Source organism: Streptomyces sp. NPDC036815, assembly GCF_055609205.1.
In genome coordinates, this window is the sequence record NZ_JBVJPW010000011.1 from 57,216 (window position 1) to 81,609 (window position 24,394).

Annotated in this window: 20 protein-coding genes; all 20 read left to right on the forward strand. The window is 71.1% G+C overall.

What is annotated here, in order from left to right; genetic code table 11:
• Positions 1-68: 68 nt before the first annotated feature.
• On the forward strand, positions 69-974 hold the full coding sequence (locus ACZ69I_RS22810; RefSeq protein ID WP_470834216.1) for a conjugal transfer protein: 906 nt from the start codon (positions 69-71) through the stop codon (positions 972-974).
• Positions 974-1,297 carry a hypothetical protein gene (locus ACZ69I_RS22815; RefSeq protein ID WP_467677354.1) on the forward strand — a complete coding sequence of 108 codons (324 nt, stop codon included), beginning with the start codon at positions 974-976 and terminating at the stop codon, positions 1,295-1,297. Before ACZ69I_RS22810 ends, ACZ69I_RS22815 begins: the two co-directional genes overlap by 1 nt.
• 62 nt (positions 1,298-1,359) lie before the next feature.
• Entirely contained in the window at positions 1,360-1,896 is a 537-nt protein-coding gene (locus tag ACZ69I_RS22820; protein WP_470834217.1) for a hypothetical protein, read from the forward strand.
• Positions 1,896-4,538: an ATP-binding protein gene (locus ACZ69I_RS22825; RefSeq protein ID WP_470834219.1), complete on the forward strand. Its 2,643-nt coding sequence runs from the start codon at positions 1,896-1,898 to the stop codon at positions 4,536-4,538. The genes ACZ69I_RS22820 and ACZ69I_RS22825 overlap by 1 nt, the downstream gene beginning before the upstream one ends.
• A gap of 352 nt (positions 4,539-4,890) precedes the next feature.
• Positions 4,891-7,578, forward strand: coding sequence for a hypothetical protein (locus tag ACZ69I_RS22830; RefSeq protein WP_470834220.1), 2,688 nt, complete (start codon positions 4,891-4,893; stop codon positions 7,576-7,578).
• Complete coding sequence (locus tag ACZ69I_RS22835) at positions 7,575-8,729, forward strand: C40 family peptidase (RefSeq protein ID WP_470834222.1); 1,155 nt, start codon at positions 7,575-7,577, stop codon at positions 8,727-8,729. Before ACZ69I_RS22830 ends, ACZ69I_RS22835 begins: the two co-directional genes overlap by 4 nt.
• Before the next feature lie 239 nt (positions 8,730-8,968).
• A complete protein-coding gene (locus ACZ69I_RS22840; protein WP_470834224.1) occupies positions 8,969-9,352 on the forward strand; it encodes a hypothetical protein in 384 nt (127 codons plus the stop codon).
• Entirely contained in the window at positions 9,334-11,940 is a 2,607-nt protein-coding gene (locus ACZ69I_RS22845; RefSeq protein WP_470834225.1) for an ATP/GTP-binding protein, read from the forward strand. The genes ACZ69I_RS22840 and ACZ69I_RS22845 overlap by 19 nt, the downstream gene beginning before the upstream one ends.
• A gap of 542 nt (positions 11,941-12,482) precedes the next feature.
• Positions 12,483-13,028, forward strand: coding sequence for a hypothetical protein (locus ACZ69I_RS22850; RefSeq protein ID WP_470834227.1), 546 nt, complete (start codon positions 12,483-12,485; stop codon positions 13,026-13,028).
• Positions 13,029-13,054: 26 nt separating this feature from the next.
• A complete protein-coding gene (locus ACZ69I_RS22855; protein ID WP_470834228.1) occupies positions 13,055-13,933 on the forward strand; it encodes an ATP/GTP-binding protein in 879 nt (292 codons plus the stop codon).
• Between the two features lie 31 nt (positions 13,934-13,964).
• Complete coding sequence (locus ACZ69I_RS22860) at positions 13,965-14,645, forward strand: SAF domain-containing protein (RefSeq protein WP_470834230.1); 681 nt, start codon at positions 13,965-13,967, stop codon at positions 14,643-14,645.
• A gap of 3 nt (positions 14,646-14,648) precedes the next feature.
• On the forward strand, positions 14,649-15,569 hold the full coding sequence (locus tag ACZ69I_RS22865; RefSeq protein WP_470834232.1) for a hypothetical protein: 921 nt from the start codon (positions 14,649-14,651) through the stop codon (positions 15,567-15,569).
• Positions 15,562-17,085: a CpaF family protein gene (locus tag ACZ69I_RS22870; protein ID WP_470834233.1), complete on the forward strand. Its 1,524-nt coding sequence runs from the start codon at positions 15,562-15,564 to the stop codon at positions 17,083-17,085. Before ACZ69I_RS22865 ends, ACZ69I_RS22870 begins: the two co-directional genes overlap by 8 nt.
• On the forward strand, positions 17,082-18,035 hold the full coding sequence (locus ACZ69I_RS22875) for a type II secretion system F family protein (RefSeq protein WP_470834235.1): 954 nt from the start codon (positions 17,082-17,084) through the stop codon (positions 18,033-18,035). Before ACZ69I_RS22870 ends, ACZ69I_RS22875 begins: the two co-directional genes overlap by 4 nt.
• Entirely contained in the window at positions 18,032-18,931 is a 900-nt protein-coding gene (locus ACZ69I_RS22880) for a hypothetical protein (RefSeq protein WP_470834237.1), read from the forward strand. Before ACZ69I_RS22875 ends, ACZ69I_RS22880 begins: the two co-directional genes overlap by 4 nt.
• 49 nt (positions 18,932-18,980) lie before the next feature.
• Positions 18,981-19,202 (forward strand): hypothetical protein, encoded by a 222-nt coding sequence (locus ACZ69I_RS22885; protein WP_467677328.1) that lies wholly within the window; start codon positions 18,981-18,983, stop codon positions 19,200-19,202.
• A complete protein-coding gene (locus tag ACZ69I_RS22890; protein ID WP_470834239.1) occupies positions 19,199-19,612 on the forward strand; it encodes a TadE/TadG family type IV pilus assembly protein in 414 nt (137 codons plus the stop codon). The genes ACZ69I_RS22885 and ACZ69I_RS22890 overlap by 4 nt, the downstream gene beginning before the upstream one ends.
• Complete coding sequence (locus ACZ69I_RS22895) at positions 19,609-20,121, forward strand: hypothetical protein (protein WP_470834241.1); 513 nt, start codon at positions 19,609-19,611, stop codon at positions 20,119-20,121. The genes ACZ69I_RS22890 and ACZ69I_RS22895 overlap by 4 nt, the downstream gene beginning before the upstream one ends.
• Positions 20,118-20,597 carry a pilus assembly protein TadG-related protein gene (locus ACZ69I_RS22900; RefSeq protein ID WP_470834243.1) on the forward strand — a complete coding sequence of 160 codons (480 nt, stop codon included), beginning with the start codon at positions 20,118-20,120 and terminating at the stop codon, positions 20,595-20,597. The genes ACZ69I_RS22895 and ACZ69I_RS22900 overlap by 4 nt, the downstream gene beginning before the upstream one ends.
• A 74-nt stretch (positions 20,598-20,671) precedes the next feature.
• Positions 20,672-24,052, forward strand: coding sequence for a LysM peptidoglycan-binding domain-containing protein (locus tag ACZ69I_RS22905; protein WP_470834245.1), 3,381 nt, complete (start codon positions 20,672-20,674; stop codon positions 24,050-24,052).
• Positions 24,053-24,394: the final 342 nt, after the last annotated feature.

Here is a 24,394-nt window from a genome sequence, read left to right on the forward strand (position 1 = left end):
GCGGAGCGGTCGGGGTGGACGGGTTCTCTCAGGTCACCAACCTGCCTGCTCTTTCGGGGAGTTCACGCATGTACCGACCCAAGCAATCAGCTGATGCCGGGGGGCTGCCGGTGGCTGCCGGGGTGGCGCTGACCCAGATGCGGCGTCGTGTGCGGTGGTCCCGTGCGGGCCTCTGGGCGGCCGTTGCGGCCGGGCCGCTCGCGCTGACGGTGGCTCTGCTGGAGCCTTCTTCGACGGTCGCGGCCGCGCCCCGCAGTGTCCCGCGGCATCCTGTGCACAGGGTCACGGTGGATCCTGCGGGCTATGTCGCGCAGTTCGTCGATGTCTGGCTCCGCAGCCGCGAGGACGCCAGCAGTGCGGCCGGGCGGCGCGCGCAGTCGATGGCTCCCGATGTTCCCCTGCCGTCGTTGGCCGAGGATGCGCCGGCGCCGCGCCGGGTGACGCCGGTGCGCAGTGTGCCGCGCAGCGGCGGGCAGTGGTCGGTGACGGTGGCTGCGCAGTATGCGGAGTCGGTGCGCTACTTCGCGGTGCCCGTGCTCGTCTCCGCGAGCGGCGCCTCCTTCGCGGTGGTGGCCGCGCCGGCCGTGGTGGCCGCGCCCACCTTGCACGCGGTGCCCGCTTCCGGGTATCGGGTGAGCGTCTTTGAGGGCCCGCTGTGGCAGACCGTCGAGGGGTTTTTGTCGGCGTACTTGGCCGGGCAGGGCGAGGTCGGCCGGTATCTGGCGCCCGGGGTGCGGATGTCGGCGGTGTCGCCAGTGGCTGCGAAGGCCGTCGAGGTGCAGGACGTGGCTGCCCGGGAACCGGCGGCCGGTGCCGCGGGGCCGGGAGATGGGACGCGGGTGCATGTCCAGGTTCATGTCGAGGCGAGCGATGCGGCCGGGCGCTGGCCGCTGTCTTACGAGCTCACGCTCGCTGCCCGCGGCGGCCGGTGGGAGATCGCCGCGCTGTCCTCCGGGGCGGGCGGTGAGCGGTGATGGACACCGTCAACCGTGTCGTGCTCGCGGGCAAGTTGGCTGATCTGGGCGATTCCTGGATCGGGACGGCGAAGGACTGGGGCACGGCCGGGCTGCAGGCGGCGCTGGTCGTCCTCGTCGTCGTGATCATGCTGCAGCGGTTCAGTCTCAAGGCGGGCATCGGCGCGCTGATCCTCATGGTGATCGCGCTGGGTCTGTACAACTCGCGTAACCAGCTGGCGGACATGTTCGAGGACGAGGTGAAGAACCCGGCCAGGAGTGCTCCTGCCTTCGCGCATCCGATACCTGCGGGTGGTCCGGTAGGCGGGCGGGGGCCGCTATGAGTACGGCGGCCGTCCCCCGCCGGGCACGCTTCTATACCTCCGCGCGGCGCTATCCCTGGGTGATGGGAAAGATCGCCGACTGGCGTCTGCCGTTGGGTCCTTACAACGCGGCCCAGATCGCGCTGGCCACCGTGGGCGGATTCGTCCTGGTGAAAACCTTCTGGCTGTGGGGCGGGTTCGGGCCGTTGTCGGTGCTTCCGGTGGCCGCCTGGATCGTGGGGATCTGGATGCTGCGGCGTCCGAAGATCGGTGGACGTACGCCGGTTGCGGCGGCCTTGGGTCTGGTGGCGTTGGCGGCTCAGCCGGCCGGTGGCCGCATGGGCCGCCGTGCCGCCCGCGACCGGCCCGCACGGCGCCTGGGCGGCGGCTTCACCATCGAAGACCTTCCCCGCCCCGGCGATCAGCTGCGCCCGGGGCGCGCGCAGCGCGCCGGGCGCCCGGGCCCGCGAGCCGCCCGGGCCCAAGGCCCGAACGCTGGCTACTCGCCGTCAGCCAGGTCATCGGCCGTGGCGTCTGCTGTGCCCGTGTCTTTGGTGCGTGCCTTGCTGGCTCAGGCCCAACTCCGCGCCCAAAACGCCGTCGCGACCAAGGAGGGGTGATGCGTGTTCCTATCCGGCACATCGCCGGGCATCTGCTGTGGTCCGCCCAGGGGCATGTGTGGGCCCTCTACCGGTTGCATCCTGGCCCCGACAGCGAGGGCCGCGGCCAGGAGACGGTGCCGGGCACTTATGTGCCGCCGGCGGTTCGCGAGGAGCTGCTCGACAAGACGACCACGTTGGTGCGTTCGCTGTCCGGGGCGCCGCGGCTGTTCGGTCTGTGCGCGCAGGTTGATGCGGGTGAGGTCGCCTGGCGCATGGTCGACGGACTCACCGAGCCCGACGGGGCTCTGCCCTTGGGGGCCCGCCCGTGGATCGAGCACCTGGACGTGGCACTGGATCTGCTGGAGGAGCAGGAGATGCACCAGCGCACCTGGTGGCTGGCCGTCCCGCTGGAGAGCGGCCGTCAGGGGCTGAAGGCGGTGACGGCGCTGTGGGCGGATGTCTCCGACTCGCTGGGGCTGCGGGCCGCGCCGGTTTCGCGCGCCGAGGTGACCGTGTGCCGGGAACAAGCTGCGCAGGTGGAGGCGCAGTTGGCCGGTGCGGCGGCGTACCGCCCGGCGAGGCCTGCGGAGATCGTGTGGATGATCCAGCATGCAGTGCACCGGGGTCTGGCCGAGCCGCTGCTCGACCAGGCGGCGAGCAGCGACCTGTACGGCGGCCAGGTGCACGGTGCGGTGCTGCGCTCCCCCAGCTATGCCGACCTGGGGCAGGTCCGCCTGGAGGAGGGCGGCATCGACCGCAGCATGCTCGGGGCCCGGGAGTTGGCCGGCGCTGGGCGCTTGCGCGGGGCGGAGCGCCGGGGGCGGTGGTGGAGGATGCGGTCGGCATCTCCGCTGCGGCGTCGGTGGCTGCAGGTCGAGAGTGCGACCGGGGCGGGCTATCAGGCGCATCTGGCGCTGGCCGAGTGCCCGCCCGCGGTACGTCAGGAGGCCGCGGATCTGTTCACCCAGCTCGAAGTCCTCGACTTCCCCGTCGATTTCACCGTCGATCTGGCGCTGGTGCCGGCGGAGACGGCCCGCGCCCAGGTGCAGCGCAAGAAGAACGAGCTGGTGGACCAGGCCGACCAGTACGACGTCCGGCCCACCGGCATGCCTGCCAGCTTGCCCGAGGCCGCGGTCGATCTGGGTGAGCTGGAGAGGCGGCTGGCGCGCAACAGCGTCGAGGTGGAAGTCCAGAGCGTCACGGTGCTCACGGTGTGGGCGCCGACTGCTCAGCTGTGCGATGCGCGGGCGCGGGCGCTGGAGACGCTGCTGGCGGGTGCCGACTACCGGGCGGTGCGTCCGTCCGGCCTGCAGATTGACCTGTTCACGCTCGGGCTGCCCGGAGCAGTGCGGGCCGCGAGGCTGCGGGAGTTCACCCAGCATCAGCTCAGTGAGGACTGGGCGCTGGCGGGGGCCTTCGCGCACAGCGAGGTGGGCGATCCGACCGGGCTGCTGCTGGGGTTGGACCTGGACTGCGGCACCACCCGGCCGGTGCTGGTCAACATTTCGGATGCGCCCAGGCAGGATGCCTCGGCCTCGCTGGGGGTGGTGGGAGATCTGGGCGGTGGCAAGAGCGTGCTGCTGAAGCTGATCGCCGGTTCGGTCGTGGACCGGGGCAGCCGTGTCATCTGTATCGATCGCACCCCGGTGCGGGAGTGGGCGTCGTTCGCTCAGGCGGCCGCGCCGGGCCGCTGCCAGATCATTGACGCCGCGCAGGCACAGCTGTCCATTGATCCGCTGCGCTTGTTCCCGGGTGCCAGGGGCCGTCACTACGCGCTGAGCTATCTCACGCTGCAGCTGGGCGTGGGCCCGATGACCACGGCCGGGGAGGTGTTGCATCACGCCGTGGAGCAGGCCGCTTCGTCCGCTGCCTGCTCCATGAGCGGGGTGGTCGCCGTGCTGCGGCAGATGGCCGCGGGGGCGAGCGGTAAGCGTCAGGACGCGGCCGCCACGCTGGCCGGGCTGCTGCGCGTGGTCGAGCAGAATCACCTGGCCCGCATGGTGTTCGACCCGGCGCTGCCTCCGGTGCGGCTGGAGGGCACTGGGGCCTCGGAGTTCATTGTGGTGACGACGACCGGGCTGAAGCTGCCGCCCAAGCAGGCGTTCGCGCACCCCGAGGTGCTGCATCAGCAGCCCTTGGAGGCGCTGATCGGCCGGGCGGTGCTCTACCTGATCGCGGCGATCGCCCGCCAGGCCGCCTTCGCCCAGCCCGAGCGGTTCTGCGCGGTCGCACTCGACGAGCTGTACTGGCTCACCTCGTCCGCCGAAGGCACCGCCCTGGTCCACGAGATCCTCCATGACGGCCGCAAGCACGGTGCGGGGCTGCTGGCCGGCGCCCACGAGGCCGAGGAACTGGGGCCCGACCGGGGCTTGATGGCCTATCGGGCGCTGGCACGCACCACGGATCGTGAACGGGCTCGCCGCGGCCTGGAGTTCGTGGGCCTGGACAGCCGCGACAGCGAACTGGTGCGGCTGGTCACCTCCAACCTCTCCCATGTCGGGCGCCGGGACCGTGCCGGGGAGCTGCTGTTGACCGGCCCGCGGCAGAACACCGGACGCGTCAAAGTCGTCATCCCTTCCCTGGAGCGGATCGCGTCGCGGATCACCACTACCCCCGGCCGGGCCCCGGCGTCGGGGCCCGCACCGCAGGAGGCCGTCTGATGATCAGCCGGGGATGGGACCGGGTACGGCGCCGTCGAGCCGCTCGCCGGGCTGCCGCCGTCCTGTGTCTGACCGGCCTGATGCTGGCCGCGGCCGCTGTGATCCTGCGTCTGCCGTCGGGGTGGGCCACGCCTTCCGGTGACCCGGCCGGGGCTCCTGCCGGGGCTCAAGGCCGTGCCGGGGCCTGCGCGTTGATCGCCGGTCCGGCCCGGGGGTCGTGCACGGTCGGGCCGGACCGCACAGCGCGGGCGCGACCGCAGGCGCACTGCGTGGTCGTGGCACAGCTCCTGCCGCCGGCCGCCGCCGTGGTCGCGCTCCTGATCCTGTGCCGGGTCGGAAGGAAGGATCCCTCATGATCAGGTGGCGGCCGGAGAGTGTCCGGCTGCGCACCTTCGCCCACGCCCTGGTGCTCGCGGTGGTGTTTCTTGTCGTCAACGGGCAGGTCGCCTACGCCGCGAACGTTGGCGGGGACATGATGGCCCCGCTGAACGTGGACAGTTCCGAGGGTGTGCCGCTGGATGGCTATGAGCTGTCGGCGCAGGGCGGTTCGGTCTTCTCGCTGAAGAGCAACGCGTACGCGTTTTTGATGAACGGGCTGTTCACGCTGGTGCGTCTGCTGGCCGGACTGGCGTGCTGGGCGCTTGAGTTCGCCCTGCGCTTCCCTCTGATCAAGATGCTGGCCGATCCGGCCCAGCGGGTCTCCCAGACCTATAACGGCATCGTCGTGGACACCCTTGGCCTCAAGGGCCTGTTGCTGGCCTGGGCGTTCATCTTCGGCGGGATCCTCCTGGTGCGGGGCAGGGCCAGCAAGGGACTGGGGGAGATTTTCCTGACGCTGCTGATCGCCGCGTTCGCCGCCTCCGCGTTCGTCCGCCCGGACTATCTGCTGGGCCAGAACGGTCCGCTCGCGCAAAGCCAGCAGGCGGCCGCCGAGGTCGCCCAGGCCACCGTCGCCTCTCACGACTGGGGCGGGAAACTCGCCAGCGGGAACGCGGGGCCGTGCGCGGGGATGTGGGGCAAAGCCCTGGAGAAGTGCCATCAGGTCCAGGAGGAGCGCCCCTACTCCGCCTCCGAAGTGGCCAAGCCCATCCAGGATTCGCTGTCCAACGTCTTGGTCGTCAAGGGCTACATGCTCGTGCAGTACGGCCGGATCCTCGACCCGGGCAAGAAGGCCGACCGGCAGGCCTACGCGCTGCACCTGAAATGGGTCTCCGGCGGCTACAAGCCCTCCGCCGAGCAGGACAAGAAGGAGCCGTGCGGGCTGGTGGCAGGTCCTCTCAAAAAGTACTGCCAGGAGGGATACGCGGGCGCCAAGCGCGCTGCGGCTCAGGACCTGCCCGACCTGACTTTGGGAGGACAGCTGCTGGAGTCCGCGACCCCGGTCTTGAGTGAGCAGGACCAGCAGTTCGCCGCGTTCTTGAAGGATCTCAAGAAGGCGGGGCCGGTGGGCAAGGCCTGTGCGGAGTACGCCAGGGAACCCGCCGGGTGGCGGGCCGCCGGCGTGTTGATGCTGTTCGTCTCCGCGCTGCTGATCTGCGCGATCGCCCTGTCCGGAGCGTTCGTGCTGATGGGGGTGCAGGCCGCGGATGCGGCGGCCGCCGCGGTGGGTGGGGTCGCGCTGGTGTGGGCGATGCTGCCCGGCCCCAGCCGGCAGGCGGTGTGGAAGTGGCTGGCGCTGCTGGGCGTCTCCGTCGCCGCGATGTTCGCGGTGTGCATGTTCCTGCCCGCCTACGGCATCGGTATCGACATCATGCTGACCGACGGCCCCAGGGTGCCGGCCGAGCGGCTGCTGGCCCTCAACGGCCTGGCGCTGGCCGCACTGGCCTTCCACCGGCGTCTGCTGCGGGCGATCTCCTCGGCCGGGCAGCGGCTGGCGCTGCGGATGCGCTACGCGAAGATCGGCGGCACCCACCTGCCGGGCGACAGCTCCGAGATCGGCGCGGCGCTGGCCGTGCACGGCGGCGGCCTGGGGGCCGGCGGATCCGGGCTGCGCACCCTGGGCGGCGGATATGGACGGCTCGGTACCCGTCAGCGCATCATGCGCTCGCTGGGCGCGATGACGGAGGGCACCGGCATGCCCATCGACCCGGCCGGGCTGCTCGCCGACGCGGGCGCGGAGGCCTCCCGCGGTCTGGGGCCGCTCGCGTTGGCTGCGGCCGGCGCGCGGTGGGGGGCCCGCGGCGCCTGGTGGCTGGCGGTGGGCAAGGACCCCGGCGACCAGGCGCTGGAGAAGATCCGCAAACCCACCGGCGCCGGAGACGACGCGGGCATGCCCGCCGAGGGGGCGGGTGGGGGCTCTCTTGGCCGGGGGCCGGGCGCAGTGCGCCGTCAGGGACCGCCGGACCGCTACCGCAATGAGGATGGCGTCATCGCCGACGAGCAGTCCGGTGCCATCCTGCACGATCAGCACAGCGACCGCACGCTCTTGTCGACCCGTGCGCACAACCGGCTGGTGCGGCTGCGCGGTTACCGCCTCTTGAACCGCACGGGCCGGATCGCGCACGGCGCCACCTACGGCCTGCCCGCCAACACCCGCCGGGCCCGAGCGCGAGCCTCGCAGTACACCCACGACGCCCGTCAGCAGCTCGATGTGTGGCGCAACACCGCGCGCGAGGACGGGCGGGCCTGGGTGGGCCGCGGGCATCGCGAGGACGACCGGGAGCACGAGGGGCCAGTGGCCGGCTCGCGGCGTCTGCCGCCGCCGTCAGCCGGCGGGGGCACGGGTGCACCGGGGCCGGCCGGCCCGGCACAGCCCCCTTCCACCCCGCCGGGCTCTGCACCCGCCCCGCCCTCGGGTGGCGCGGGCCCCTCGGACAGCCCTGCTGCGTCGCCGGGCCGCTCGCGGCTCGCGCCCCAGCAGGGCGCCGCTCCCCCCGCGTCGCGGCCCCGCAGCGGGGGCTTGGGCGCCAGCCCGCGTTCGCGCGAGGAAGCACGTCGGCGTTTCGAGGCCCTGCAGCAGCGGATCGCCCAGGCGCGGGATGAGGACCGTTCGCCGCGCCTTGACGTGGCCGCCGCCGACCTGGAGGGAGAGGAGCCGTGACGCGGTTGAGGCGGCGCCGGCGTGCGCAGTGGGGGTGTCTGGTGGTGCTGCTCGTCGCCGCGTCCTGCGCGGCTCCCGTGGCCGGGGTGCTGTCGGCGGCGGCCCAGCTCTCCGCCCCGGACTCCGGCGCTGCAAAGGAGCCGGTCCTGGGCGGCAGCGCTGCGGACATCCCGCCCACCATGCTGGCCGCCTACAAGAATGCCTCCCGGCAGATCGGCCGTCAGGTGCCGCGGTGCCGGGGCATGTCCTGGCCGATCCTGGCGGGTATCGCCAAGGTGGAGAGCAATCATGCCGCCGGGCGGGTCATCGCCCAGAACGGCGACATCCACCAACCACGGATTCTGGGCGTGCTGCTCAACGGGTCGGGCGCCGGACACAACCACAGCGTCTTCCCCGACACCGACGACGGCCGCTGGGACGGCGTCGCGAACGGCGAACGGGCCGTGGGCCCTTTCCAGTTCCTGCCCTCCACCTGGGCGTCCGTGGGCCGCGACGGCAACGGCGACACGGTCAAGGACCCGCACAACGGCTTCGACGCCGCCCTGGGGGCCGCGGTGTATCTGTGCGGCCGCGGCCGCAACCTCAACCAGCGCTCCCAACTGCACGCGGCGATCTACCAGTACAACCGCTCCACGGAGTACGTGAACAACGTCAGCAGCCGCATCGCGCAGTACCGCAGCGCGGCCACACGCTCCACGAGCGTGGAGCTGGCGGCGGTGTCCGGCAAGGCGAGGACGGTGCTGAGAGCGGCGCTCGCCCAGCGCGGGACGCCCTACTCGTGGGGTGGCGGCAACGCGAAGGGGCCCAGCACGGGGACGTGCTGCTCCCCCAGCGGGAAGTCCGGCGCCGAAGTCCGGGGGTTCGACTGCTCCGGGCTGACCACCTATGCCTACGCCCGGGTCGGTATGGCCCTGCCCCGCACCACCCAGACCCAGGCCGAGATGGGCCGGCACATCCCCGTCAGCAGGGGCACGCGCGCGCTGCGCCCGGGCGATCTCGTCTTCTATGCCGACCACCGCGGCGCCATCTTCCACGTCGGGCTCTATGCGGGAAAGGGCCAGATGGTCAACGCCGCGCGGCCCGGGACGCGGGTGCGCGTGGACCGGGTCGATGCGATGCCCGGCTATGCGGGAGGGGCACGCCTGCTGTGACGCCCGCCCTCCCGCGCTCGCATCCGGTGCCGCGCGCTCCGTGGCTGCTGTTCAGCTGCACGCTGCTGCTGGCCCTGGCCGGCTACCTGCTCCTGACTGCCGGCGCCGGGCAGCCCGGCGCCGGCGGACAGCCCTCTGCGGCGCCTGCGCCCGGACCGCAGAGGCCGCAGGCTCCCCGCGCCTCTCCTGGCGCATCCCGGACCGGCCCGCCGGGGGCACCGGTGGCCTCCCTCCCGGGCTTGGCGCCGCGCGCCGGCGGGCGCGTCACCGACCGGGAGATACAACGTCAGCTGGAGAGCGGGTGGCCGCCGGACCTGCCCGTGGCGGACGAGGAGCAACTGCGCCGCCGGGGAGCGGCATGGCTGCAGGCCGATGCGACCGGAGTCGGCCGAGACCGCTTCCCCCAGGTGTTCGGCTCGCACCCGCCCGCTCTCGTGGCGCCCGCGTTCAGCCGCGTGCGGATCCAGGCCGCCATTGCCCGCCGTGAGGGTGGCGCCGGCCGGGCGGTGGTGCACCTGGTGTGGGCGGGCGCCGACCGGGGCGGGACCTTCACCGAGGGGCGCACCAGCCGCTACCTCTTCCACCGAGTCACAGGAGCCGGCACATGGTCACCTCGCACCTGATACAGCAGGCCTCCGGCCCGCTCTCCTGCCTGACGGGGACAGCGCACGCGCTCCTGTGGCTGGCCGCGCACTGGTATCTGCTCGCCCTGGCCGTGGCCGCCGTCCTGAGTACCGCGCTGGGCCTGACCCGCCATCTGGCGATGAAGGCCTCCCAGGAGCGCATGAGTCTGGAGCTCTCGCCCGCCCCCTATTTCGACCCCACCGCGGAAGAGATCTTCCGACGCGGCGTGGAACTCGCCCGGGCGTGCACCGCCTTGCCGTGGTGGGCGCCGCGTCGCACCAAGACGGTGCGGATCCGGCTGCGGGCCGATGCCCGGCATCCCTTCGCCTACCGGCTCGAAGGACCCGCGGGCGCCGAACGCCTGCTGTCCACCACACCGTTCGGCCTGCACGTCCGCGTCACCCAGGCGGCACCGCTGGCCGACCGGGACCGGGCGCACGAGGTGCGCGCCGAGTTCCTCCTGCGCGGCAATCCGGTCGCCGCTCTGCGCGAGGTTCCGCTGCGGCCCGACCCGCTGCAGCCGCTCGTGGACGCCGTCGCCGATCTGCGCACCGACCTCGGCGACCTGGCCGAGGTCTGCATCGACCTGCAGCGGGCCCCCAAGTGGGCCCTGCGGGTGCGCCGCTGGCAGCTGATGGGCCACGCCCGCCGTGCGGAAGAGCGGGAGGCGGCGCGCGCGGCCCGCTGGCTGCAGCGCGACGGGGCGGGCCTGGACGTGTCGCTGGTCGCTCACATGCAGCAGTTGCTGTCCGGGCGCGGCAGCGGGGCGCTGCGCGCGCGTCCGGTGGTCCTGCCGCCCTCGGTAGGCCGCGTGGACCGCTCCGAGGCGCTGGGCAAGCTCGCGGAGGACGACCAGCTGGTGCGGGTGCAGATCCTGGTGCGCTGCGCCTCCGACATCGAGGGCCGCGCGCACGCCCGGATGGCGAGGATCCAGGCCGGCTTCGACGTGTTCGGCGGGTCGGCGCGGCTGGCGATGCGCGGACTGAGGATCGGGCCCTGGCGTCTGGGGGCCGACCGCTGGCCGCACCGTGCTGTCTTCGACCGGCGCTGGCGGACCGGGCAGTGCGAGCCGCCGCGCGCGAACTGGGTGCGCCTGGAGGAGCTGGCCGGGCTGCTGAAGCCGCCCACCGTGCACTGCCGGCTGCCGCTGCTGCCCGCGGACCTGCCCACCTGGCGGCCGGGAGATCCCGAATTGCTGCTGCAGGGCTGGTACCGGGGGCCGGACGGGCGGCGGCGGCTGGTGGCCACACACGCCGCCGAGACGCTCTACGAGCTGGGCGTGGGCAAGTCGGGCGGCGGAAAGACGGAACTGGCCATAGCCCAGGCGATCGGGTATGCCCATGCCGGGGGCGGGCTGTTGTTCATCGACCCGCACCGCGACAGCTTCGCCCGGGCCGCGCCCTATCTGGCCCATAAACACATCGCGCAGCGGCTGGCCCGAATCGACCTGACCGGCATCGGCGCCGACCCACAGGTCAGCTCGTGGAATCCGATCGGCATGGATCACCAGCGGGCCCGTCACGAGGTCGTCGAGGGCGTGGTGGACTCCTTCGCGGCCGCCTTCGGGTGGGGCGACGCCTCCGCACCGCGCGCGATCGCGATCCTCACCGCGGCCTTGACGGTGCTGACCGCGCTCAACGAGCTCGCCTGCCGGGCCGGGCGCCCGGCGGATCAGGCCACCATCTTTCACGTCCGTGCGCTGCTCACCGACGCCGGCTTTCGTGCGCAGGCGCTCGGCGCCGTCGGCAGCTTCCTCAATGAGGACTCACGCGCCTGGTGGGAGCACACCTTCCCCACGTTCCCGCCCGATGCGTTCGCGATCCTGCTCAATCCGCTGACCCGGCTGTCCGGCAACCCGGTCACCTACGGGTTCCTCGGTCAGGGCCAGGGCATCTACAACATCCGCGCGGCCATGGACGACCGCATGATCGTGTGGGTGTGCACGGCCGGCCGCGGTCCCACCGACCGTCTCGTGGCCGCTCTCCTCAATCGTGATCTGCTGCAGGCCGGACGCTCCCGCGCAGACCTGCCCGCGGACCAACGGCTGTGGTTCAGGGCCTACTTCGATGAGCTCATCACCCTCGCCGAGGCGTCCTCGGACTCGATTGCCAGCATGTTCGAGGACTTTCGCAAGTACCGCGTGCAGATCCATGCGCTCACCCAGCTGCTGGCCCGACTGCCCAGCGATGTGCGCCAGTCACTCCTGCAGAATGCATCCACCCTCTCGACCACTAAGGGGTCCCGGGCTGCTATCGCGCCCCTGACCGAGGAATGGGGGGAGCGTCCCAGCGCTGCCGAGATCGCACACCTAATCCAGTACGACCACTACGCCACCTTCACCGTCGAAGGGCGCCGCATCGGCCCCGTCCTGATCCACGGCCCCCACCTGGACGACGTCTTCGCCCACCTGGCACGCCCGGCCAAGGTCGGCGCCTTGAAGCGATACGCCGACCGCAACGCCGGCACTTTGCCGTTGCCCGACCTCACCGCGCGGGCTACCGCCCAGCTGCAGCGGGTGTGCGCCTTTTTGAGCGAACACGCACCGGCCCCTGCCGTCACGCTCACGAAAAACCGGAGCTACCAGTGACGCCACACAACCGTTCAGGACACCCTCGACCACGCTCGGCTCCCGCCCGAAGAACCCTGAACGGAGAGCAACCCTGCCCTCTCGCCGCGCTGGCGCACACAGGAGGCATGGACGGGCACGGCATTACTTCCGATCAAGGCGGCACCGTGGCGCGCCGTGTGTGCGGGCCTCGCGGTGACCGGCCCGCACACCCAGTCACAGTAGGTGAAGCACCAAATAGGCATGTAGCCCGCTATCGATGCATACGCACAGGACCTGCAGGCCTGCGGGGCTGTGGCGCAATTGCATCACTCGTAGCGGAACGCAACCATCAACTATCCGAATCGCATGGAGCGTTGACAGAGAGCGTCCTACTGTTCGCATCACAAATCGCACGCATGACGACGGCCACAACTGGCCCTATCCGCCCCAGAGTTGCCGGTCTGAACAGACTGCACCGGGCATTCACCTCAACAGGCCATGCGGGGAGAGCACACATGACATCGCGATCGCACCACTACGTCCACGCGCGACGAACTATGCCTCTGGTATCTCTCACTGCTGTGCTCGGCATCGCCGTCGCCGCGTGCAGCAGCGGCAGCACCGCGGATGATGACCCGAACAAAACCGCCACGAAGTCCGCCAAAGCCTCCCCGACACCGACCAAGAGCTCGGCCGACCCGCAGGCGCAGGAGAAAAAGGCAGCACTGACCACTTATGCCCGCATGTGGGACGAGCAGGTCAAGGCGTATGCGAAGGCCGACGCCACGGGCACGGACCTCAAGAAGTACGCCACCAAGGACGCACTCGGCCGGGCGATGGGTGATCTCCTGCTGATGAAGAAGGCTGGCACCGCCACCAAGGGCGCGCCCACCCACCGCAACACCAAGATCGATGCTCCGATCGACCTGGACGCGAAGATCCCCAAGGCACGGGTGACTGACTGCCTCGACATCACCAACTGGCCAACCGTCAAACGCTCCAACGGCAAGGTGCTGCCCTTCCCGAGCACCCAGCCCATGCGCTACCTGACCACCGCCCAGGCCGAGAAGTGGGGGAACCAGTGGATCATCACCAAGGTCGAAACACACGGCAACCGCACCTGCTGAGACGTCTGGCGCCCACGCTCCTGGTGATGCTGGTGACAGCCGCGACTCTGCCTGGCGCCGCGGCAGCTCCGCAGCCCGACAAAGGCACCAGCGGCCTCTGCCCCGGCCGGTCTTCCTACGTCACGGTCTGCCGCACCGAGCCCGGTGCCGGCGGCAGCCGCAGTCTCGGTGGCGGCCGCCCGGCAGACGGACCGGGAAAAGGCACGTCGAAGAGCAAAGGCCAGGCCGGCTTCCAGTTGTGCGCCGTCGAGCGCCTGGCCCCGCAGCCGCCCGCGAGCGACCCGCTCTGGAAAGGCCACAAGCCCGGCAACGGCGCCATCTACACCCGCGTCTGTCTGACCGAGGACGCTGGGCAAGCGGCCCTGGGCGGGCCGCTCGCAGGAGTTCCGCAGGTGTTCTGGGCCGCCGAAGCCCCGGACATCGACGTTGACCCCCAGGCGCTGGCCCGGCAAGCCGTCGACTCGATGCTTCTGACCGGCCCTGCAATCGCCAGCCCCCAGGCGGCGGGCAAGTACACCGTCGGGGTCCCGATGTGGATGTGGGTGGACCCCTCCCCCACCACGTTCGGCCCGAATGCCGCCAGCGCGTCGCTGGCCGGAGTCACCGTGTCGGCCACCGCAAAGGTGTCCTCGATCCGCTGGTCGATGGGCGACGGCAGGAGCGTGCTCTGCCGCGGCGCCGGAACCAAGTACAAGCCGTCGTACGGCATGACCAAGTCGCCCGACTGCGGACACTTCTACCGGGTCCCGTCCAGGGGGCTGGCGGGAGGCCGTTTCAAGGGCACCGCGACCGCGACCTGGGCGGTGGAGTGGCACGTCACCGGAGGTGGCGAGACGGGCGAGTTCACCGAGGTCCGCGACAGCGACTTCACGGTAGCCGTGGGCGAGATGAGAGTCCTCGACTAGGCAGGAGGGCAAGCACGTGGTGTTAAAGAACATGACGAAGAACAGGCCGCAGGTGCCCGCCCCGCCCGGCGCTGACCCGGTGATGCGCCCGGACATCGCCATCACCGATCCGGAGCCGCCCCGTCGGCGACGCCGCTCCTTCATGGTGATCGGGTCGGTGATGGTGCTGGCCGGCGCCATCGGCTTCGCAGGGCTGATGAACGCCTCGAGTGAGCGCTCCGATGTGCTGGCGCTGGCCCGCGACGTGCCGTCCGGGAAGAAGATCACCGAGCAGGACCTGCGGGTCGTGGCGCTGCCTGACGATCCTGGGCTCAAGCCGGTCGCCGCGGCGAAGAAGGACACCGTGGTGGGCCGCCGAGCCGGGGCCGCACTGTCCCAGGGCTCCTTGTTGACCTCTGCTCAGCTCGCCGGGCGTGGCGGCCTCAAGGCCGGTGAGGCACTGGTGGCTGTTGAGGTGAAGCGGGGCATGGCGCCGGTGGATGCGCTGCGCCCGGGCGACGCGGTGAGTCTGGTGACGCGACCCCAGGAAGGCACGATGGACAAGGAACAGTCGGAGCTGTCCGAGGTCACCGGGCGGGTAGTTAAGGTGGGTGTCCCCGCCAGCAGTGGCGACGTCGTCGTCCAGGTTGCTGTCTCGGACGTCGAGAGCGGCGTGGTAGCCTCCGATGCCAGCGCGGGCCGGGTAGCGATCGTCCTCAAGGCCGGGGGCTGATCCATGTCCGTCATGGTGCTCGCCGGCGGACACGGCTGCGGAGTCACCGTGTCCTGTCTGGCGCTGGCTCTGTCCAGCCCACGTCCCTCTCTGCTGGTGGAGGCCGCGGGCCGGCAGGCGTCGATCCGCAGCGGATACCGCCAGGGCGCCTGGGGTGGCGATGTGGGGCTGTGGCACTTGGCCCAGGCTCACCTGCAGCATCAGCTTGCCGAGGCCTTCGAAGTTCACCTGCGGCCGCTGGACGCGGATGGCAACCGCCTGATCCTGCCCGGGCTGACCGACCCGGCGCAGGCGTCGGCGCTGTCGGGGACCTGGGAGCCGCTGGCGCTGCTGCTGCATGCCATGGACCAGCACGCCGGGTACGACGTGGTGGTCGACGCCGGGCAGGTCGTCGTCAACGGGGGCGCTCTGCATGCCGGGCTGTTCCCGGCCGTGCTCGCCTACCGGGCCGATGTGGTGCTGCTCGTGCTGCGCAACACCCTGACGTCGGTGGCGCAGACGCTGCCGGTCGCCCGCGTGCTGCAGGGTGAGCTGGAGCGGTGCGGCAGCGGCAGCGAGGCGCTGCGGCTGCTGGTCATTCAGGAACTGAGCTCTGCAGCAGGGGGTTTGCGGACGGATGCCATCGCGCGCCGGTTCGGCGTCCCGGTGGTGGACTTGCTGCCGTGGGATGTGCCAGCCGGTGCGCTGTTCACTCATGGGGCGCTGCGGCCGCCGCGGCTGGCCAAGCTCCCGTTGCTCAAGCAGGCTCGGAAAACGGCTGCGGCGATCATGGTGGAGGTCAACACGCGGCGCCGGGCGCTGGATATGCCCGCCGCGCCGGTGACGTCACCGCAGGTGGCTGGGGTGCTGCAGCGGTTGGCCGCGGTCCGCCCGGCGGGCCAGCCGGTTGATCCCGGGCTGCTGGGGGTGGCCTCTCATGGCTGAGAAGCAGCCGGTGCCCGGGACGCCACGCCTGCAGGACGTCTTGCGCCAGTCCTTGTCCCAGCAGGCGCCGGCCCCGACCGTCGCGCCGACGGCCGACGCGCACACGCGCCACTCTGCGGCGCTGTCCTCGCCCGCGGCGCTGGAGGTCACTGAGCAGGCCGGGGCGTTGCCGGTCTCGCCGCAGGACATCGCCGCGCTGCGCGACGCGGTGAGCGATGACATCGTCGGCGCGGATGAGCAGGAGCCGCTGGCCGATGAGAGTGCGCGCCGCGAGCGGGCCCGGTCGCTGGTGGCCGAGCGGGTTTCGCGGTGGGCGGTGGACCAGGCGCGGCGGCACGCGACGCTGACCCGCGCGCAGGTGGAGACGCTGTGCCAGGCCGTCTATGACGCGCTGTTTCATGCCGGGCCCTTGCAGAAGTATCTGGACGACCCGGACGTGGAGAACATCGTCGTGCTCGGTGACACCGTCCAGGTCGACTACTTCAACCGGCCCACCGTCACAGTCCCGCCGGTCGCGCAGAACGACGACGAACTGATCGCGCTGATCAACCGGTTGGCGTCCAACTCAGGGCACCGCGAGCGGCGGTTGTCCGCCTCCTCCCCGATGGTCTCCTTCCGGTTGCCGGACGGCTCCCGTGCCGAGGCCACGACCTTGACCGGTGATCCGTTTTTGGGGGTGCGCCGACACCGCGTGATGGCCTCGAGCCTGGAACAGATGCAGAGGTGGGGCACTCTTTCCCCCGCCCTGTCCGCGTTCTTGCACGCACTCGTGCTGGCGAAGAAGAACGTGCTGTTCGCCGGGGATATGGGCACCGGTAAAACGTCACTGTTGCGGGCGCTGGCGAAGAAGATTCCCGCCGACGAGCGGGTGGTGACCCTCGAGTCGGACCGGGAGCTGTACCTCGACCAGGTCGAGGGCGGCGCCCAGTTCCTGGCGATGGAGTCCCGCGAGTCCAACGGCGAACTCGTCGATGGCCGGCCGGTCGGGCAGATCACGGTGGAGGACATGTTTCCCCATGCCCTGCGGATGCTGTCCACGCGCATCATCGTCGGTGAGGTCCGCGACCGCGAAGCGATCGCGATGCTGCAGGCGATGAGCGCCGGCGGTGCCGGGTCCATGTGCACGCTGCACGCCGCCTACCCCAGCCTGGTGTTGCCCCGCCTGGTCACGCTGTGCCGGGGGATGCACCGCGACGACGTCCACGAACTCGTGGGAACCGCCGTCCACGTCGTGGTCTACCTCAAGCAGATCAACCAGACGCGTCAGGGCGGGCGCCGCCACCGTTTCGTCTCGCATGTCCTGGAGGTGCAGCCGGGCGAGAGCGGCCACCCCTCTATCCAGGACATCTTCGCGCCCGGGGGATCCGATCCGCGCGGGGTCCCACAGCTCGTGCCGTCCTTCATCGAGGAGCTGGAGACGCTGGCCGGGTTCGACCGTCGCTGGCTGACTGTGCCGCAGTACGGCGCATGGCCCGCCCCGCTGGTCCTGATCGGCACGAAGGAGGACGCGGCGTGAGCACGGATCAGTGGAATCTGCTGGCCTCGGTATGCGGGGCGCTGCTCGTGGGCGGGCTCCTCCTCGCGGTGCGCGGCGCTGTCCCAGTTCCCCTGGCCACCCAGCGTCGCCCCTCGCCGTGGGTGGGGCGCTGGCAGTTGGCGCGAGAGGCGCTGCCCGAGGCCTGGGCGCGCCGCTACCGGTTCATCATGGCCCTAGCGGGCCTGTCTGCGGTCGGGGCCTGGCTGTACTGGGCGCGGCCGGTGCACGGGCTGCTCGCCGCGGTGGGGGTGCTGGGTGTGCCGTGGATCTGGAATCCGGCTGGCACCAGCCAACGGCAGATCGTGCGCCTGGAGGCGCTGGCGGAGTGGATGCAGCAGCTGGCGGGGGTGCATGAGTCCGGCGGCACGCTGGACAGTGCGATCACCGCGTCGGCGACGCGCGCTCCGGTGACCATCCGCGCGCAGGTACGCCTGCTGGCCGCGCGGCTGCGGGTGGGCTCCAACCCGGTGCTGGCCTACCGGCAGTTCGCCGATGCCTTCGCGGACGGTGCCGTCGACAACGCGGTCATGCTGTTCCTCACCCACGCCCAGGACCACGGGCCGGGACTGAGCCGGGCCCTGCAGTCCATGGCCCACCTCACCGAGCAGGAGGCCATCACCCTGCGCACGGTGGATGCCAAGCGCAGCCAGGTGCGCACCGGGACGCGCTGGGTTTCCATCATTTCGCTGGCGATCGCCGCGTACATCGTCACCAACCCGTCCTGGGGCGAGATCTACCGCAGCGCGCAGGGCCAACTCGTGCTGCTCGCCCTGGGGCTGATGTTCGCCGCGGCTCTGGTGGGGATGCGCAGACTCGCTCTGTCGCGGCCGGCACCGCGGCTGCTGGCCCCGCTGCCGGCCCCCGGCCCGGCCGGTCCCCCCGGGTCTGTGTCGGGCCCCTCGGACCGGAAGAAGGGGGCACTGCTGTGATCTCGACCGGTGCACTGGCCTACGGTGCGATCACCGGCGCAGGCCTGTTCCTGGTGGTACGCGAACTGCTGCCCGCCCGGCCGGACATGGACGGTGTCCTGGACCGTCTGGAGAACACCACAGGCCCACCTGGGCAACCGGCGGCGCCGGACGGGCACGGACGTGGTGCGCCCACGGTGTGGGAACGGGCCGGCGTGCAGATCCTGGCCTCTCACGGCCACCGCCTGAACGTGCCGCGCGCGGACTTGGAACTGCTCAACAAGTCGGTGCCCCACCATGTGGGCACCAAAGTGGTGGGGTCCTTGGTGGCCTTGGTCATGGTGCAGGCCGGTGGGCTGCTGCTGATGGCAGGCTTGGGGATCTCCTTTGCTCCGCCGCTGCTGGTCTCGGTGGGCTTCGCCGCCTACATCTGGTTCTCCGCGGATGCCGATGTGCGGCGCAAGGCCAAGGCAGCCCGCCTGGAAGTGCGCTATGCCATCGCTTCCTTTCTGGAGCGCGCCCAGTTGGAGCGCGGCGCGAACGTGGGGCCCGAGGCGGCGGTCCAGCGCACCGCCGAGGTCGGCGACCACTGGATCCTGACCCGCATCAGTACCACCCTCAAACGCGCCGAACTGGCAGGCGTCCCGCAGTGGGAGGCCCTCAAGCAGCTCGGCGAGCAGCTCGACATCCCCGAGCTGGCCGCCCCGGCGGAGTCGTTCTCCCTGGCCGGCGCCGGCGCCTCGATCCAAAAGATGCTGGCGACCCAGGCGCTGCTGCTGCGCCAGCGGCTGCTCACCGACCGGGAGGCCGAGGCGACCGCCGCATCCGAGCGCCTCGTCGTGCCCGGCACGGTGCTGTTCACGGTCGTGCTGGTGATGTTTGCCTACCCGGCTTTCAGTGCCCTGACATCCATCTGACGACTTGACCGCGCACCCGTGGTGCGCCTTCCGACGAGGAGTTTCGATCATGAAGTTCACGGGGTTCGAGACAGTGGCCCTGCGCCTGCACACGGCGTGGCTGACGCGGGTGGAGCAGATGGCCGGAGCCCGCCGCGATGCCGGGATGGAGACGCTGGAGAAGCTGATCCTGGGTGCGGTGGTGCTGGGTGTGGCGGTGGCGTTCGGCACTGTGTTCAAGAGCACCTCCACGACGTTGATCGACCGGTTCAAGGCCGCCGTCGGCGCATGAGGACTCACATCCAGCGGTGGTGGCGCGCGCGGCAGCAGGCGTTGCGCGGCAGCCGGCGCCAGTCGGGGCTCTCCACGCTGGAGTTCCTGGTCATCGCGCCGATCTTGCTGTTCATCTCCTTGGTGGTGCTGCAGCTGGGGGTGTATTTCCTGGCCAGTACCGCCGCCCACACCGCGGCCCGCAAGGGTGCGCAGACCGGTGCGCAGTTCAAGTCCAGCCCTGGGCAGGGCGCGGCGCGTGCCGCGGACTGGCTGGCCCGGGTCGGGGTGGTCCAGCAGGCCCATGTGAGTACCGCCGGGTCGAGCGGGCAGCGGGTGCGGGTGACCGTGTCGGGGCGGGTCATGAACTTCCTGCCGTGGGACGTGCGCATCGAGCGCAGCGCGGAGGACACCGTGGAGAGGGACCAGTGAACGGGCAGCGTGGCCCCGCGTCTGTCCACCGGCGCGGTGTCGGGGTGCGTGCTGCGGCGCTGGCCGGGCGCCGCAACGGCGATTGTGGTTCGTACACGTTGGAGGCGGTGTTGTGCCTGACGGTGCTGGTGCCGGTCCTGGGAATCACCGCGGCGTTCGGGCTGGCCGGGCTGGGAGACAGCACGGCCGCCAATGCCGCGGCCGCGGCCGCCCGCGCGGCCAGTGAGTCCGCCGACCCCGCTACCGCGCAAGCCCGGGCCCGGCAGGCGGCGCTCACCTCGCTGGGGCAGGCGCAGCGCGCCTGTGCCAGTTCCGACGTCCAGGTCGACACCAGCCGGTTTCCCTCGCAGCCCGGCCAGGCGGGCAGTGTCACGGTAACCGTGCACTGCAAGATCCCGCTGGCGCAGTTGGCGGTGCCGGGGCTGCCGGGCTCCAAGACGTTACGGGCGACCCGGCACAGTGCAGTGGACCGGTATGTGGCCCGTACCGGCGAAGGGCGCACCCCATGAGGCTGCAGAGGAGAGCTGCCCGGCTGGGCCGCGGCGGGGCCCACCGCGCCCGCCGCCCGGCTCGCCACGGCGGCGACCGCGGCTCGGTGACTTTGTACTTCCTCGGCTTCGCGATCGTCATGATCGGGCTGCTCGCGCTGCTGGTGGACGGCGGGCGTCTGCTGATGGCCGACGCGGATGCCGAGGACATCGCCGCGGAGGCGGCCCGCGCCGCAGGCCAGGAGATCAGCGCGCCGGGTGCCATCACCGGCGAGGGCACTCGCGCTGACCCGGGCCGGGCCGTCGCCACCGCCCAGGCCTTCCTCGCCGACGCCAACGTCCAGGGCACCGTCACGGTTGCCGCGGACGGGCAGAGCATCACCGTCACCGTCCACGACACCTACCAGACTCTGCTGCTAGGCGGGTTCGGCTACTCAAGCATGCAGGTCACCGCGCACGCCGACGTCACGCTCGAACGCACCGACCCGGGAGCATAACGATGTCCCACTCTTCCCCCGGCCGCCCGGCCCGGCCCGCGCGGGTGCTGCGCGCCGCGGGCAGCCTGGCTGTTTTGGCGCTGCTGCTGACCGGTGTGCCGTGGGTCCTTGCCGCTGCCGGCACTCTCCCGGCTGGCATGCCCAGCGGCTCGGACATCACTAAGGCACTGATGTCGCCGGACGACGGGCAGGTCCTGTTCACCGTGCTGACCGTGCTGGGGTGGGCGTTGTGGCTGTGGTTCGCCCTGGGTGTGCTGGCCGAGATCCCCCGTCTGCTGCGCCGCCGCCCGCCTCGTGGGCAACGCCGCGTGCTGGGCGCGCCGCAACGGCTGGCCGGGTTCCTGCTGGGCGGGCTGCTGGTGCTGCCCGCCGGTACGGCGATGGCCTCTCCCGCTCCGGCGGTGGCCGCCACCGCACCACTGCATGTGGCTAACACCGTCCCGCACACGAAGGCCCCCACAGCGCCCGCCACCACCGCCGCCGCCTTGCAGGGCGAACCGCCCGCGCAGAGGGGGCCGGTCCATGTGGTGGGTGAGACGGGAGAAACCGTGTGGGACCTGGCCGTGGAGTACCTGGGCTCGGGAAGCCGCTCCGCCGAGATCCGCCGTCTCAATCCGGATCTTCCACAAGGTGCGCTGTTGCCCGCCGGACTCCACGTGCGGCTCCCGGCCGACGCCCACATCTCCTGCCCCGCCCCGGTGTCCGAACAAGCAGAGGGCAGCGACGCAACGGGGAGACGGATGCGGCTCGCGGCAGCCGAGCGGCCAGCAGCAGCGGCCACGGACGAACAGGGCGAGCGGATCCACACGGTCGAGGCCGGGGAGTCGTTGTCCACCATCGCCGCGGACGAGCTCGGCGATGGCAACCAGTGGCCGCAGCTATTCGACGCCAGCAAGGGGCATGACCAGCCGGGCAATACACCGGCGCTGCACGATCCCGACCTGATCTACCCCGGGCAACAGATCACCGTTCCCGCGGCGACGGGCTCCACCACACCCGACACCCCCGGCGACAAGAAGGACGGCCACACCCCGCACGACGATGCCGCTGACAGTGACAAAGACAGCGAGCGTGAACATGGCCCCGGGCCCGGGCCCGGGGAGAGGGGTCCCACGAAGCCGCCGGCCACACCCGAAAAACCCGATCATGAGGGTCAGCGGCCCACCGAGCGGCCTGCCCGCCCCTCCCCGGTATCCACACCGTCCGGTAAGCCGACTTCGGTGCCCGCCGCGGACCCTGACACATCCACGGCATCGGACGTGTTCACTCTGCGCACCGCGGGTGTACTGGCCTCCCTGGCGGCCGCGGTGACCCTGGCTCTGTCCCTGCGCCGCATCCTGCAACGCCGCAGCGCCCGGCCCGGCGAGCTCATCGCCATGCCCGACAACACCTCCCCGACCGAGGCGCAGCTGGCTCAGGCCGCTGATTCCACGGGCCTCCTCCGGCTCGACCGTGCGCTACGCACCCTGGCCCACCACGCCGGCCAGCAGGGGCACGCTCTTCCGGCCCTGCGCGGGGCCCGGATCACCGACCGCAGCGTGCAGGTCCTGCCCGACGACCTGCAGGCCGCCGCCGTACCCCCCTTCACGGCCGGCCGGGCTGGCTGGTGGGTGTGTGAGAAGACCGCCGAGCTCCTCGCCGAGAACGAGGCCGCCGACGTGCCGCCCCCCTACCCGGGTCTGGTCACCGTCGGCGCCGACGGTGACGGCCAGCTGGTGCTGCTCGACTTGCCGCACACCGGTGTCCTCCTGCTGGACGGTGATCGCACGCACCGCACGGAGGTCCTCACCTCGCTGGCTCTGGAACTCGCCATGAGCCCCTGGGCGGGCGACGTGGAAGTCGTCGTCGTCGGATTCGGCGAGGGCCTCAACCACCTGCTGCCCACGGGCCGCATCGCGCACATCAGCGCAACCGGAGACGCGGCACGAGACTTTGCCGAGCGTCTTCTCGAAGCCCACCAGGAACCCAAGGAATCCCGCACCTGCTACTTGATCCTGTGCGCTGCCGACCTCGATGCCGACAGCTCCTGGCAGGTCGCCGAAACCTTCCACAAGTCGAGAAACACCATGGAGGCCGCACTCATCATCCCCGCAGGCCAGGCCCGTCTCCTCTTCGAGGACAGCGACCTCCTGGATGCCGCCGAAACCCAGCCGCAGGCCCTCGACAGCCTCGGCCTCGACATCACCCTGCAGCGCCTGGAACACGACGCCCTCGAGGAGGTCACGGCCGCACTCAAGGTATCCGGGCAACAGCCCCGCCCCGCCGACGGAGCCTGGAAGCACGTGCCGTCCGAGAACCAGACCGCACACGCGGCCCGCACCACGGCCTCCACGCCCTCCCCGAAAACCGGCCCGCCCCACACCCCCGCAACCGACTCCCCCGGCCCAACCGACGGTGCACAGAGCACCAACTCCCGCCACACGGGCGCCGAGGGGAAAAATGACGGCGGGCTGGGAATCTTCCCTGCACTCCTGACCGCCTCCGCCTCTCCCACCACCGTGCCCGGCCTTCCCTCCCACCCACAGCAAGACCTTGACGGCCCCGACATACCGCTGGCCCCCGCAGCCGAGGACGACGAACAGCCCGCTTCCACACTCCCGCAGGCGTCACCGGCGCCCTCGCAGAACCTCAGCAGCACATCATCCGCACCGGCCGCCGGCAGCAGCCCCTCGCCCAAACCAACCGCCGGCAACCCGGGCTTTCACGACCCGCCCCCCGGTGTGCCGCTCATCCAAGTCCTGGGACCCGTCGCCATCTCCGGCGTGACCGCCTCCCGTCACGGAGCCCGCGAGGCACAACTGGCAGCCCTGCTCCACCTGCGTCCCGGTCGCACTGCAGACACCCTGTGCACGGAGATGGACCCGTTCCACCCCTGGGCAGCCGAAACCCTCAACTCCCGGCTCGGCGGCCTGCGCCGCAGTCTCGGCAAGGACGAGACCGGCCTGTGGTACGTGCCACGGCGCTCCGTGAAGAGCGACCCGTTCACGATCTCGGCGAAGATCTGCTGCGACTGGCACCTCTTCCTGCGCACCGTCGAGGCCGCTCTCCCCCACGGCCCGGCCGGACTGCCCGACCTCGAACGCGCCCTCCATCAAGTCCGCGGGAAACCCTTCGGTGCGCAGCCGCTGCCCTGGAGCGAGCCGCTGCAGCAGGAAATTGCGATGCGCATCGTCAGTACAGCGCACACCGTGGCAACGTTGCGTCTGGAGCCAGGTCCACACCACGACCTGACCCTGGCCCGCCGCGCCATCGCCATCGGACTCGAGGTCGACGACAGCGCCGAACTGCTCTACCGGGACTGGTTCCAGATCGAAGCAGCCGCAGGCAATCGGAACGGCCTGCATGCAGCGATCTCCCGCCTGAACCAGGTCAACCGCTCCCTGGGCCTAGCGACCGAACTCGACACGGAAATCCTCATGCGCAAACTCCTCGACCAGGCCAGCGAGCAGGGGTGACATGCAAACAGCCGGCCGCACCTTCAGACTCGCGAGCCACGCAGCCCTCCTGCGCACGAAGGAGACCGCAGCCGGCCGTGAACCGCAAGGTGGAGTCATGCTCTTCTGATAGGCAACTGATCTGGATTGCAGGCAGTTTGGGGGCACCGTGATCGCAACAGCGGGTTGGTTGTGACGTTGGTTCAGCGGTCCCGGCATATTGGCTCCAACGGCCCCAGTTAGCGGGGCGCTCGGGCACATGAAGGCGTGGTGACGGGGTGAAGTGGCCCCACCTCGGCTCTCGCGGTGAGTCGGTTCCATGGTTTCTGGCGGGGGGGCGGTGCCATAGATGTCTTTGGCCAA

What these genes read in the sequence shown, in the direction of transcription:
- ACZ69I_RS22890 (WP_470834239.1), top strand. Translation starts at nt 19,199, where the DNA reads ATGAGGACTCACATCCAGCGGTGGTGGCGCGCGCGGCAGCAGGCGTTG.
- ACZ69I_RS22885 (WP_467677328.1), top strand. Translation starts at nt 18,981, where the DNA reads ATGAAGTTCACGGGGTTCGAGACAGTGGCCCTGCGCCTGCACACGGCG.
- ACZ69I_RS22815 (WP_467677354.1), top strand. Translation starts at nt 974, where the DNA reads ATGGACACCGTCAACCGTGTCGTGCTCGCGGGCAAGTTGGCTGATCTG.
- ACZ69I_RS22810 (WP_470834216.1), top strand. Translation starts at nt 69, where the DNA reads ATGTACCGACCCAAGCAATCAGCTGATGCCGGGGGGCTGCCGGTGGCT.
- ACZ69I_RS22865 (WP_470834232.1), top strand. Translation starts at nt 14,649, where the DNA reads ATGTCCGTCATGGTGCTCGCCGGCGGACACGGCTGCGGAGTCACCGTG.
- ACZ69I_RS22860 (WP_470834230.1), top strand. Translation starts at nt 13,965, where the DNA reads ATGACGAAGAACAGGCCGCAGGTGCCCGCCCCGCCCGGCGCTGACCCG.
- ACZ69I_RS22900 (WP_470834243.1), top strand. Translation starts at nt 20,118, where the DNA reads ATGAGGCTGCAGAGGAGAGCTGCCCGGCTGGGCCGCGGCGGGGCCCAC.
- ACZ69I_RS22855 (WP_470834228.1), top strand. Translation starts at nt 13,055, where the DNA reads ATGCTGGTGACAGCCGCGACTCTGCCTGGCGCCGCGGCAGCTCCGCAG.
- ACZ69I_RS22870 (WP_470834233.1), top strand. Translation starts at nt 15,562, where the DNA reads ATGGCTGAGAAGCAGCCGGTGCCCGGGACGCCACGCCTGCAGGACGTC.
- ACZ69I_RS22845 (WP_470834225.1), top strand. Translation starts at nt 9,334, where the DNA reads ATGGTCACCTCGCACCTGATACAGCAGGCCTCCGGCCCGCTCTCCTGC.
- ACZ69I_RS22830 (WP_470834220.1), top strand. Translation starts at nt 4,891, where the DNA reads ATGATCAGGTGGCGGCCGGAGAGTGTCCGGCTGCGCACCTTCGCCCAC.
- ACZ69I_RS22820 (WP_470834217.1), top strand. Translation starts at nt 1,360, where the DNA reads ATGGGAAAGATCGCCGACTGGCGTCTGCCGTTGGGTCCTTACAACGCG.
- ACZ69I_RS22825 (WP_470834219.1), top strand. Translation starts at nt 1,896, where the DNA reads ATGCGTGTTCCTATCCGGCACATCGCCGGGCATCTGCTGTGGTCCGCC.